This is a genomic window from Pseudaquabacterium terrae, from assembly GCF_013266755.1.
Lineage (GTDB): Bacteria > Pseudomonadota > Gammaproteobacteria > Burkholderiales > Burkholderiaceae_C > Pseudaquabacterium > Pseudaquabacterium terrae.
Window position 1 is genome coordinate 181,718 of the sequence record NZ_JABRWJ010000003.1, and the last position, 11,076, is coordinate 192,793.

Sequence of the window (11,076 nt, forward strand, 5' to 3'; positions counted from 1 at the left end):
CGGTCAGGTGGTCGATGCGGCGAGCACACGCGCGGCGTGGGCCAGCGCGGCGGCGGCGCGCTCGCTCGGCGGCTCGCCCGGCGGCAGGCCGGCAAGGCGCTGCGCCGCGCGGCGCGGATCGGTTTCGGCGAGCGCCCCCCAGGCGGTGGCCACCGCCACCTCGGTCGGGCGGCGCACCGCGCGGGCGGCGGCCAGTGCCTCGTCGGCCCACGCGGCGGCGTCGGCCGCGCGGCCGGCGTCGAGCGCCAGCGCGGCCGCGTCATTCAGGGCATAGGCGAGGTGCGCCTTGTCGTCGAGCGTGCGCAGGTCGGCGATGGCTTCGCCGAGCGGGCCCCAGGCGGCTTGCTCGCCTTGCTGCAGCCGTGCCAGCGCGGCGAGCGCCTGCGCGAACGGTGCCTGCTCGCCCATGCGGCGCGCCGCGGCCTCGATCTCTTCGACCTGGCGCAGCACCTCGGCCGGGCAGCCGCGCTCGAGCTCGGCGGTGGCCAGCCACAGGCGGCACTCGATCTCGCGCCAGTGGTTGCCGGTCAGCCGCGCCAGCTCGACCGCCTGCGTGAGCGCGGCAACGGCCTGCGGCAGGTCGCCGCGGCGGCGCGCGATCAGCCCGCGGCCCCAGTGCAGCTCCATCACCTGCAGGTCCAGCTCATCGGCCAGCGTCGAGGCTTCGTCGAGCAGCGCGCTGCCGCGCACCGGATCGGCCTCGATGTCGAGCAGGCAGCGGCCGCTGTTGGCGAGCTGGCGGCAGTGGGTCGCCGAATCGGCGCGGCGCGCCAGGCGCTGCGCCGCCAGGCTGGCCTGCTGCGCATGCGCCGCATCGCCCGCCTGCTGGCGCCAGAACGCCAGGATCTCCCAGCCGGCCGAGGCCTGGGCGTGTTGGCCGAGCGCCTCGGCCGCGGCGATCGCCGCCTCGATGCGCTCGGCCAGCGCCGGCAGCCGGCGTCCGCCCGGGCCCGCCGCCGCCGCGACGCGCAGGCGCAGCAGCCCGATCTCGAGCTCGATGCGCTCAGGCCCCGGCGGCAGCGCCTCGACCGTGCGCAGCCCGCGTTCGGCCAGCGCGGCGGCCTGGCCGTTGGCGAACACGCGCAGGCAGTGGTCGCCGGCGGCCAGGCAGGCGCGCGTGGCGGCCGGCGCGTCCTGCGCCAGCGCGGCGTGGTGCACCACTTCGCCGTGCAGGCCGGGGTCGTCGGTGGCTGACGCACAAAGTACGCGTGCGCAGCGGCGGTGCATGGCCTGCCGGCGCGGCTGCGACAGCGCGCGGTAGACCGCCTGGCGCACGATGTCGTGCGCGAAGTCCAGCCGGCCGGCGCCGCCGGCGGCCAGCAGGCCGCGGCGCTCCAGCCACTCGAGCCGCGACAGCAGCTCGGCCAGCGGCAGATCGGCCGCCGCCGCCAGCAGCTCGGGGCGCAGGGCGCCGCCGAAGGCCGCCGCCCAGCCGAGCAGGTCGCGTACCGGCGGATCCAGCGCCTGCAGGCGCTCGTCGACCAGCGCGGCGATGCCGCCGGGGCCGGGCTCGGTGGCGTTGTCGGTGGTGTGGGCCGCGGCGCGCACCAGCTCCAGCAGGTACAGCGGATTGCCGCCGGCCAGGCGCACCGCCTCGGCGGCATCGAGCGGCGCTCGGCCGATAAGCGCATGGGCCTCGGCCTCGTCCAGCGGCGCCAGCGGCTGGCGTTTGAGGCTCCCGCCGCGCGCCAGCGATTGCAGCAGGCCCTTGGCCCAGGCGTTGTCGTCGAGCTCGCCGCTGCGCGCGGCGCCGGCCACCAGCAATGGCGCGTTGGCCGGCAGCGAGCGCATCACGTAGTGCAGCAGCGCGGCGGAGCCTTCGTCGATCCACTGCAGGTCGTCGAGCAGCAGCACGGTCGGGCGCTGCGCCGCCAGATGCGCCACCAGCTCGGCCGCGGCGCCGAACAGGCGCTCGCGGTCGCCGCCGGCGGCGGCGCGGCCGGTCAACAGCGGCGCGGCCTGCGCGCGCAGCTCGCTGCCCAGTGTGTCGGCCGGCAGCGCGCGCAGGGCATCCAGCCACAGGCCGTAGGGGCGCACCATCTCGACCTCGAAGCAGCGGCCGCGCAGCACGCAGTGCCCGGCCGCGGCCGCGATGTCGGCCAGGTGGTCGAGCAGCCGCGTCTTGCCGATGCCCGGCTCGCCGGTGAAGAGCAGCAGGCGCGCCGGGTCCGGCGTGGCGAGCGCGGCGTCGATCAGCCGGCGCTCGGCGCTGCGGCCGACGAGCGCGCGGGCGGACGCTTGCGGCGGCACCGGGGTGCAGGCCGCGACGGTCGCTGCATCCGGCGTTGTATCCGGCGCTGCATCCGCTGCATCTGCCGCAGCGTGTGGCGCGGCGTCGGCCGCCGCATCGACCGCCGGCCGCGCGCCGCCTTCGCGCTGCGCCCGCCGCACCGCGCGGATCGCCTCGTCGAGCGGACCGCCCGCGGCCAGCGCCACCTCGCGCCGCAGCAGCTCGCGCGCCCAGTCGTGGTGGCGTTCGGCGTCGGGATAACGGCCGTCGGCGGCAAGCAGCCGCACCAGCGCCGCATGCGCGCCTTCGGCCAGCGGGTCGGCCGCGACCATCGCGTGGCCGTAGGGCAGCGCGCGCTGCGGTTCGTGCGCCAGGCGCTCGACCAGCGCGGAAAGCACCTCGCGGCGCACGCGGCCCAGCCGCTCGCGCTCGGCCATGCACCAGTGATGAAAGCGATAGCAGGCCGGCAGGTCCAGGCCGTCGAGGAATTCGCCTTGCAGCAGCGCGGCAGCCTGCTCGAGCTCAGGCAGCGCGGTGGCCGCCGGCCCGGCGCTGAGCAACTGGGCGATCTGCGCCGTGTCGACCGTGCAGCGCTGCGCGTCGAAGGCCACGCGTTCGCGGTCGGCCACCAGCCGCGGCAGCCCGTCGTCGTCGACCACCGGCCGCAGCTTCGTGAGGCTCCAGCGCAGCGAGCCGCGCGGGTCCTCGGGGCCGTCCCAGAGCAGATCGCACAGCGCCGAGCGCGACTGCGGCGTGCCGGTGGCGACCAGGTAGCCCAGCAGCGCACGGGTGCGGCGCGATGCCGGCAGCGCCGCCGGCACACCGCCGCGCGCAACCTGCAGCTCGCCGAGCAGGCGGATCTGCAGCGCGCCATCGCTGACCCGCCGTTCGCCGTCGCCGTTCGATGCGCGCATTACCACGCTGCTTCTCATCGTGGTTCCAACGGTAGGAGCGGATCGTTGCGCTCCAGGGACCAGAGCACTGTTGCGATCAGCCCATTTAGCACCCAAGGAGTTCCTCATGCAATCCCGCCTGATCTCGTCTGTCGCCGCGATGGCCATCGGCCTTACGCTCGCCGCCACGCTGGCCGGCACCGCCTCCGCCCAAACCGCGACACCGGCCCAGACGGCCGCCTCGAAGAAGGCGCTGGCCGACACGCACAAGGACATCCAGGCCACGCTCGGCGTGCTGCCCGGCTTCTTCCTCGCCTACCCCGAAGAAGGCCTGCCCGGCGCGTGGGCGGCGTTCAAGCAGGTGCAGGTGGCCGAGAACACCCGCATCAGCCCGAAGATGAAGCAGCTGATCGGGCTGGCGGTCTCGGCGCAGGTGCCGTGCAGCTACTGCGTCTACTTCCACACCCAGGTGGCCAAGGCCTACGGCGCCACGCCCGAGGAGATCAAGGAAGCCGTGGCGCTGGCAGCCATCTCACGCCACTGGAGCACCGTGCTCAACGGCATGGCCATCGACATGACAAGCTTCCGCTCCGAGGTGGACACTTCGCTGCGGGTCGCCGCCGAACGCGCCGCGAAGAAGTAGTCGCCCCCCGCTTCACTTCACCCAGGAGCCCTCGCCATGCCCACCGACACCCCCACCCTCGACGGCCGCAGCTTCCACGGCGTCGTGCTCGAGCGCGGCAAGACCGCCGGCGACGCCGACACGCTGAGCTTCGAGGGCGGCCGCTTCCGCTCGAGCGCCTGCGACCGCTACGGCTACGGCGACGGCCCCTACACCGCGACCGCCCGCGACGGCGCCGTGCACTTCGAGGCCGAGACCCGCAGCGCCAAGTACGGCGCGCTGCGCTGGCACGGCGTGGTGCGCGGCGCGCGCCTGGACGGCACGCTGACGATGATGCGCGACGGCGAGCCCGCCGGCGAGAAGTGGGTGCTGGCGGGGGAGGCCTGAACCATGGCCAAGATCGCGATCGTCCAGCACGCGCCGGTCTTCCTCGATCGCGCGGCCACGCTCGACCGCGCCACCGCCGCGGTGGCCGAAGCCGCCGCGGCCGGCGCCCGGCTGGTGGTGTTTCCCGAGGCCTTCGTGCCCGGCTACCCGGCCTGGCTGTGGCGGCTGCGCCCGGGCCCCGACATGGCATTGACCGAACAGCTGCACGCGCGGCTGCTGGCCCAGGCGGTGGACCTGGGCCGCGACGATCTGCAGCCGCTGCAGCAGGCCGCCCGGCAGCACGAGGTGACCGTGGTCTGCGGCATCGACGAATCCGACCGCGCCGCCGGCGGCGACACGCTCTACAACACCGTCGTCATCATCGGCCCCGACGGCGCGCTGCTGAACCGCCACCGCAAGATGATGCCGACCAACCCCGAGCGCATGGCCTGGGGCTTCGGCGACGCCAGCGGGCTGAAGGCGGTGGACACGCCGGTCGGCCGCGTCGGCGCGCTGCTGTGCTGGGAGAGCTACATGCCGCTGGCGCGCTGCGCGATGTACGCCCAGGGCGTGCAGCTCTACGTCGCGCCCACCTACGACAGTGGCGAGCGCTGGCTGGCGACGATGCAGCACATCGCGCGCGAAGGCGGCTGCTGGGTGATCGGCGCCGGCTGCGCGATCCGCGGCCGCGACCTGGCCGCGGCGATGCCGCCCAAGGCGGGGCTGTTCGACGACAACGACGAATGGATCAATGGCGGCGACTCGGTGGTCGTCGCGCCCGGCGGCAAGGTGGTGGCCGGGCCCTTGCACGAGGTTCAGGGCATGCTGTTCGCCGACATCGAGCTCGAGCGCGTGGGCATTGCGCGCCGCAGCCTCGATGTGGTCGGACACTACGCGCGGCCGGACCTGTTCCGGCTGCAGGTCAACACGGCGCCGGCGCGGCCGGTGCACTTCGGCCAGGAGTGACACGATGGACCACCCCGTCTACCACGAGGGCATGCGTCAGCTGCAGGACCGCTTCGACTCGCGGCGCCTGGCCGACCGGCTCGACGAACGGCTCGGCCGGGCGGCCTTCACCGACGACGACCGCGCCTTCATCGAGAGCCGCACGCTGTTCTTCCTGGCCAGCGCCGACGCCGAGGGCCGGCCCGACTGCTCGCACAAGGGCGGCGCGCCGGGCTTCGTGCGCGTGACGGCGCCGGACGAGCTGGCCTTTCCCAACTACGACGGCAACGGCATGTTCCGCAGCCTGGGCAACGTGCTGGTGAACCCGGCCGTCGGGCTGCTGTTCATCGATTTCGAATCGCCGCGCCGGCTGCGCGTGAACGGCCGCGCGACGATCGCCGAGGACGACCCGCTGCTCGCGCAGATGCCGGGCGCTCAGCTGATCGTGCGCGTGCGCGCCGAGCGCATCTTTCCGAACTGCCCGCGCTACATCCACCGCACCGCTGCCGGCGAGCTCTCGGTCTACGCGCCGCGCGAAGAGCACACGCCGCCGGAGCCGAAGTGGAAGTCGTTCGACTTCGTCGCCGACGTGCTGCCGCGGCGCTGAGGGCTCAAGTCGACCCGGGCGCCGCGGGCTCGGCGAGCTGCTGGCCCCAGCCCTGCACCAGCTGCTGCAGGGTCTCGGCCACCACGCGGCACGCCGGTGACGACTTGCCGTGCTTGGGCAGCGCCAGCGTGACGTGGCGGCACAGGTCGGGTCGGACGAGCTGCGTTGCCTGCAGGCGGCCGCTGCGTACTTCGGCTGCTATCGAATACGGGCCGAGGATCGAATAGAGGCCGGGCCGGCAGGCCACCAGTTCCTTCTGCACGGTCAGCGAATCGGCCTCGGCCACCGCTTCGAGCTTGAAGCCCAGGCTGCGGGCCGTTTCGTCGAGCGCGTTGCGCCAGTGGCTGGGGCGGCGCGGCAATACCAGGCGCAGCCCGGCCAGCCGGGAGAAGTTGAGCGTCGGCTCCTGCGTCAGCACGTCGCCCGGCGCGGACACCAGGTAGGTGTGCGCCACGCTCAGAAGACGCTCCTCCCTGGCGCTAGGGCGAAGGAAGCGGAACAGCACGGCCAGGTCGACCGCGGCGCTGTCCAGCATGGCATCGAGCTCCGCCCCTTGCGCTTCGGCGATGTCGAGGTGGATGCCCGGATGCTCGGCCTGCAGGCGCTCGAACAGGCGCGTGGCCAGCGGGTGGGCCGCCGAAGGGATGATGCCCAGCCGCACCACGCCGATCAGCTGGCCCGAATCCGAACGCAGCGCCTGCGCCAGTTGCTCCGTTTCCTGCAGCCACGGGCGCAGGCGGGCCACCGCGCGTTCGCCGAGCTCGGTCAGCGCGACGCCGCGGCCGGTGCGGCGGAACAGGCGCCCGCCGGTGTCCGCCTCGAAATCGGTGATCTGGCGGCTGATGTGCGACTGCACCGTCTGGCGGCGCGCCGCCACCTTGCTCAGGCTGCCGGCTTCCGCCACCTCGAGGAAGAGCTTCACGCTGGCCACGTTCATGAGGGTCTCCGGCGTTTGCCGCAAAGGCGATGACTTGCCTGATCCGGCAAGTCTGAAGTCTGAGAAGTGTAGCTAGGCGAGATAACGGCGCGTCCCTAAAGTCACCTCACTCGCCCTCGCCTCCCCAGGCACCGACCGGGGCGCAGAACCGGACGCCGACCAGCGCCCGCTCCGTTGACCCGACCCGAAAGGATCACCCATGAAGACCCTGGACCTGCGCGGCCTCGTGCCCGCCCCCGTCACCCCCTTCACCCTCGACGGCGAAGTCGACTACGCCGCCATCCTGCGCATCGGCAAATGGCTGGGCGGCATCGACGGCGTCAAGGGCCTGACCGTGCTCGGCCATGCCGGCGAAGGCACCTTCCTGTCGCAGGACGAGCAGGCCAGGGTCATCGAGTGCTTCCGCGAATCGGTGGGCGGGCGCCTGCCGATCATCGCGGGCATCACGCTCGAAGGCACGCAGGTCGCCGCCGAAGAAGCCAAGCGCGCAGTCAAGGCCGGCGCGTCGGCCGGCCTGGTGTATCCCTCGCACGGCTGGCTGCGTTTCGGCTACCAGAAGGGCGCCGCGCAGGACCGCTACCGCGCCATCCACGAAGCCAGCGGCCTGCCGCTGATCCTGTTCCAGTACCCCGATGCGACCAAGGCGACCTACGACCTCGAGACGCAACTCGAGATCGCCGCGATGCCGGGTGTGTTCGCGATGAAGAACGGCGTGCGCAACATGAAGCGCTGGGACACCGAGATCCCCGTGATCCGCCGCGAGCGTCCGGCGCTGCAGATCCTGACCTGCCACGACGAGTACCTGCTGCACACGATGTTCGACGTCGACGGCGCGCTGGTCGGCTACGGCGGCATCGCGCCCGAGCCGCTGATCGAGATGATCGCCGCCGGCAAGGCCAAGGACTATGCCAAGGCCCGCGCGCTGCACGACCGGCTGCTGCCGGTGACGAAGAACGTCTATCACCGCGGCTCGCACATGGAAGGCACGGTCGCGCTGAAGCACGCGCTGGTGGCGCGCGGCATCCTGGAACACGCGACGATCCGCAGCCCGCTGCTGCCGCTGCCGGAAGGCGCCGGCGCGGAGATCGCCGCGGCGATGCGCGCGGCCGGCCTGGCGGCTTGACGCTGTCGAGCAGTGACGAGAAGGCGCCCGCTTCGGCGGGTGCCCTGGGCGGGTGGGGTCAAGGAGACATCATGAAGTTGCTGAGATGGCTGTCCGTCGCGACGGCCTGCGGCTGGGCCGCATCTGCGGGGGCATCGCCGGCGGCGGTGTTTCCGGAACGCGGCCAGACCTTGCGCCTGGTCGTTCCGTTCGCGGCCGGCGGCGGCGTGGACAACGCCGCGCGCCTGCTCGGCGAACAGCTGCGCAAGCAGCTCGGCGTGACGGTGCTGGTCGAGAACCGGGCCGGTGCCAGCGGCACGATCGGCGGCAAGGCGGTGCAGACCGCCGCGGCCGACGGCACTACGCTGCTGTTCTCCGCCGCGACGCACGTGCTGGCCCGGCAGGTACTGACCAACCCGCCCTACGACCCGCAGACCGACTTCGCGCCGGTGGCCCGCTTCGGTGAAGCGCCGCTGATGGTGGTGGTGGCGCCGCAAACGGCGCAGCGCAAGCTGGCCGACGTGCTCGCCGCCGCACGCCAGCAGCCCGAAAGCTGGACCGCGGCGATTCCGGCCGCGGGCGCGCCCAGCCACCTCGCCACGCTGCTGCTGGCGCAGCAAGGCGGCGTCAAGTTCACCTACGTCGCCTACAAGGGCACCCAGCCGGCGCTGACGGACGTGGGCGGCGGCCACGTGAACCTGCTGGTCGACTCGATGATCTCGGTGCTGCCGCTGGCCAAGGCCGGCCGGGTCAGGCCGCTGGCGATCACCGCGAAGAAGCGCAGTCCACTGGCGCCTGACGTGCCGACGGTGCACGAAGCGGGCCTCGCGAATTTTGCGTACGCGTCCTGGTACGGCGTCTGGGCTCCGAAGAACACGCCGGCCGATCGGATCGCGGCACTGAATGCGGCGATCAACGGCGCCGTGGCCGCGCTGGCCAAGTCCGGCGCACTGGAGGCGCTCGGGATCGAGCCCGTCTCCGAAACGCCGGAGCAGTTCAAGCGCTTCATCGCCAGCGACGTGTCGCAGGGCGCGGAGCTGCTGAAGACCGCGGGATTCAAGCCCGAGTGAACCAGGGGCCTGTCGACAGGCCCACGCGACCCCCGAGGAGATCGACATGAACCAGAAGCCGCTGTGGGCGGCCGGGCTCGGCCTGGCCTGCATTTCCGTGATGGCGCAGTCGTCCGTCACCGTGTCGGGCACGCTCGACGCCGCCGTGCGCCGCGTCGACAACGGATCACTCGGATCGATGACGTCCCAAGTGAGCGGCGCCAATTCGACCAGCAAGCTGATCTTGCGCGGCATCGAGGACCTGGGCGGCGGCCTGAGCGCCGGCTTCTATCTCGACAGCACGATCGGCGCGGACACCGGCGCCGCCGGCGGCCTGCAGTTCTGGGACCGGCGCTCGACGGTGAGCCTGGCCTCGGTCAAGCTCGGCGAGCTGCGCCTGGGCCGCGACTGGGTGCCCACGCACCTGGTCTGGAGCGCCTTCGATCCGTTCTCGACGCTCGGCGTGGCCAGCGCCAACACCTTCCGTTCGCTCACCGCCTCGCGTGCCCTGGGCCAGGCCTTCGGCAGCGCGCCCGAGACGCAGGCCGCCAACCCGACGCTGCGCGTGAGCAATGCGGTGGAGTACTTCCTGCCGCCGGGTCTCGGCGGCTTCTACGGCATGCTGATCGTCACCCAAGGCGAGAACGGCACGACGGCAGCGGGGTTCACCGACGGCGATGGCTTCCGCCTCGGCTGGACCGGCCGCGGCGTGCACGCGGCCGCCGCGCAGTTCACGACGCGCAACGCCAGCGGCGGCCAGCGCTTTCGCGACCAGGCCTTCGGCGTGTCGTACGAGTTCAGCGGCAACCGGGTCGGCATCGCCCAGCGGCGCTGGCTGTTCGGCAGCGACCGCACGGTGAGCACGCAGGTGGGTGCGCTGATCGCGGTGGGCGCCGGCCAGATCAAGCTGACCTACGTGCATGCCGACCAGACCGGTGCCACGGCGGCGTTGAGCGCGAACGACGCGCGGCTGCTCGGCGCCGGTTATGTCTACAACCTGTCGAAGCGCACCGCGCTCTACGTGCATGCCGCGCGCGTCGACAACCGCGGCGCGGCCGTGTTCACCATTCCGGGCGGACCGGCGGTGAGCGCCAGCCCGAGCGCGGCCAACTACTTCGGTGGCAAGAAGTCGACCGCCTTCGAAAGCGGCATCCGGCACGACTTCTGAGCGGCAACCCCGTCAGTAAAGCACGACGGGCGCAAGCCCGTCAGTACAGCACCACCGAGCGGATCGACTCGCCGCGCTTCATCAGGCTGAAACCTTCATTGATGTCCTCGAGCTTCAGCCGGTGCGTGATCAGCTCGTCGATGCGGATCTTGCCGTCCATGTACCAGTCGACGATCTTCGGCACGTCGGTGCGGCCACGGGCGCCGCCGAAGGCCGAGCCTTCCCACTTGCGGCCGGTGACGAGCTGGAACGGCCGCGTGCTGATCTCGGCCCCCGCTTCGGCCACGCCGATGATGATGCTGCGGCCCCAGCCCTTGTGCGTGCACTCCAGCGCCTGCCGCATCACCTGGGTGTTGCCGATGCACTCGAAGCTGTAGTCGGCGCCGCCGCCGGTGAGCTGCACGATCGCATCGACGATGTTCTCGTGCTCCTTCGGGTTCAGGAAGTGCGTCATGCCGAATTGGCGCGCCATCGCCTCGCGCTGCGGATTGAGGTCGACGCCGATGATCTTGTCGGCGCCCACCATCTTCGCGCCCTGGATCACGTTCAGCCCGATGCCGCCGAGCCCGAAGACCACGACGTTGGCGCCCGCCTCCACCTTCGCGGTGAACACCACGGCGCCGATGCCCGTGGTGACGCCGCAGCCGATGTAGCAGACCTTGTCGAAGGGCGCGTCGGAGCGGATCTTCGCCAGCGCGATCTCCGGCACCACGATGTAGTTGCTGAAGGTGCTGGTGCCCATGTAGTGCAGGATCGGCTGGCCGTCGATCGAGAAGCGCGCCGTGCCGTCGGGCATCAGCCCCCTGCCCTGCGTGCCGCGGATCAGCTGGCACAGGTTGGTCTTGCGCGAGAGGCAGAACTTGCACTGCCGGCACTCCGGCGTGTACAGCGGAATGACGTGGTCGTCGCGGCGCAAGGAGGTGACGCCGGGGCCGACGTCGACCACCACGCCGGCGCCCTCGTGGCCCAGGATGGCCGGGAACAGGCCTTCGGGATCGGCGCCGGACAGCGTGTAGTGGTCGGTGTGGCAGATGCCGGTGGCCTTGATCTCGACCAGCACTTCGCCGGCCTGCGGGCCCTGCAGGTCGACGGTCTCGATCGTCAGGGGGTCGCCGGCCTTCCAGGCCACGGCTGCGCGCGTCTTCATTCGGGGCTCT

At 72.3% G+C, this 11,076-nt stretch carries 10 protein-coding genes; 7 read left to right on the plus strand and 3 right to left on the minus strand.

All coding sequences use genetic code 11. The features are described 5' to 3' along the window. Positions 1-3: 3 nt before the first annotated feature. A complete protein-coding gene (locus HLB44_RS09860; RefSeq protein WP_173122412.1) occupies positions 4-3,144 on the minus strand; it encodes an ATP-binding protein in 3,141 nt (1,046 codons plus the stop codon). Positions 3,145-3,250: 106 nt separating this feature from the next. Between HLB44_RS09860 and HLB44_RS09865 the strand changes: the two genes are divergently transcribed. Genes HLB44_RS09865 through HLB44_RS09880 form a run of 4 tightly spaced genes read left to right on the plus strand, consistent with a single transcriptional unit; the run spans position 3,251 to position 5,663 of the window. Continuing rightward, positions 3,251-3,766, plus strand: coding sequence for a carboxymuconolactone decarboxylase family protein (locus HLB44_RS09865; RefSeq protein ID WP_217283602.1), 516 nt, complete (start codon positions 3,251-3,253; stop codon positions 3,764-3,766). A 36-nt stretch (positions 3,767-3,802) separates the two neighbouring features. Continuing rightward, on the plus strand, positions 3,803-4,132 hold the full coding sequence (locus tag HLB44_RS09870; protein WP_173122413.1) for a hypothetical protein: 330 nt from the start codon (positions 3,803-3,805) through the stop codon (positions 4,130-4,132). 3 nt (positions 4,133-4,135) lie between these two features. After that, positions 4,136-5,077: a carbon-nitrogen hydrolase family protein gene (locus HLB44_RS09875; RefSeq protein WP_173122414.1), complete on the plus strand. Its 942-nt coding sequence runs from the start codon at positions 4,136-4,138 to the stop codon at positions 5,075-5,077. A 4-nt stretch (positions 5,078-5,081) separates the two neighbouring features. Continuing rightward, positions 5,082-5,663: a pyridoxamine 5'-phosphate oxidase family protein gene (locus tag HLB44_RS09880; protein WP_173122415.1), complete on the plus strand. Its 582-nt coding sequence runs from the start codon at positions 5,082-5,084 to the stop codon at positions 5,661-5,663. A gap of 4 nt (positions 5,664-5,667) precedes the next feature. On the opposite strand, the gene HLB44_RS09885 is transcribed toward HLB44_RS09880, so the two are convergent. Beyond that, a complete protein-coding gene (locus HLB44_RS09885; RefSeq protein WP_173122416.1) occupies positions 5,668-6,600 on the minus strand; it encodes a LysR family transcriptional regulator in 933 nt (310 codons plus the stop codon). Between the two features lie 199 nt (positions 6,601-6,799). Between HLB44_RS09885 and HLB44_RS09890 the strand changes: the two genes are divergently transcribed. The 3 genes from HLB44_RS09890 to HLB44_RS09900 all read left to right on the plus strand — a co-directional run bounded on the left by HLB44_RS09890 (position 6,800) and on the right by HLB44_RS09900 (position 9,919). Next, on the plus strand, positions 6,800-7,723 hold the full coding sequence (locus HLB44_RS09890; RefSeq protein ID WP_173122417.1) for a dihydrodipicolinate synthase family protein: 924 nt from the start codon (positions 6,800-6,802) through the stop codon (positions 7,721-7,723). Positions 7,724-7,794: 71 nt separating this feature from the next. After that, the gene (locus HLB44_RS09895) at positions 7,795-8,772 is read left to right on the plus strand and encodes a Bug family tripartite tricarboxylate transporter substrate binding protein (protein ID WP_173122418.1); all 978 of its coding nucleotides are present in this window, start codon (positions 7,795-7,797) and stop codon (positions 8,770-8,772) included. A gap of 46 nt (positions 8,773-8,818) precedes the next feature. Further along, entirely contained in the window at positions 8,819-9,919 is a 1,101-nt protein-coding gene (locus HLB44_RS09900; RefSeq protein ID WP_173122419.1) for a porin, read from the plus strand. A 40-nt stretch (positions 9,920-9,959) separates the two neighbouring features. Here the strand turns inward: HLB44_RS09900 and HLB44_RS09905 are convergent, their stop codons facing one another. Then, a complete protein-coding gene (locus HLB44_RS09905; RefSeq protein WP_173122420.1) occupies positions 9,960-11,066 on the minus strand; it encodes an S-(hydroxymethyl)glutathione dehydrogenase/class III alcohol dehydrogenase in 1,107 nt (368 codons plus the stop codon). Between the last annotated feature and the right edge of the window lie 10 nt (positions 11,067-11,076).

Bases quoted from the DNA above. Each gene is read 5' to 3' on its own strand.
- HLB44_RS09860 (WP_173122412.1), bottom strand. From the start codon at position 3,144: ATGCGCGCATCGAACGGCGACGGCGAACGGCGGGTCAGCGATGGCGCG.
- HLB44_RS09875 (WP_173122414.1), top strand. From the start codon at position 4,136: ATGGCCAAGATCGCGATCGTCCAGCACGCGCCGGTCTTCCTCGATCGC.
- HLB44_RS09880 (WP_173122415.1), top strand. From the start codon at position 5,082: ATGGACCACCCCGTCTACCACGAGGGCATGCGTCAGCTGCAGGACCGC.
- HLB44_RS09895 (WP_173122418.1), top strand. From the start codon at position 7,795: ATGAAGTTGCTGAGATGGCTGTCCGTCGCGACGGCCTGCGGCTGGGCC.
- HLB44_RS09890 (WP_173122417.1), top strand. From the start codon at position 6,800: ATGAAGACCCTGGACCTGCGCGGCCTCGTGCCCGCCCCCGTCACCCCC.
- HLB44_RS09900 (WP_173122419.1), top strand. From the start codon at position 8,819: ATGAACCAGAAGCCGCTGTGGGCGGCCGGGCTCGGCCTGGCCTGCATT.
- HLB44_RS09870 (WP_173122413.1), top strand. From the start codon at position 3,803: ATGCCCACCGACACCCCCACCCTCGACGGCCGCAGCTTCCACGGCGTC.
- HLB44_RS09885 (WP_173122416.1), bottom strand. From the start codon at position 6,600: ATGAACGTGGCCAGCGTGAAGCTCTTCCTCGAGGTGGCGGAAGCCGGC.
- HLB44_RS09865 (WP_217283602.1), top strand. From the start codon at position 3,251: ATGCAATCCCGCCTGATCTCGTCTGTCGCCGCGATGGCCATCGGCCTT.
- HLB44_RS09905 (WP_173122420.1), bottom strand. From the start codon at position 11,066: ATGAAGACGCGCGCAGCCGTGGCCTGGAAGGCCGGCGACCCCCTGACG.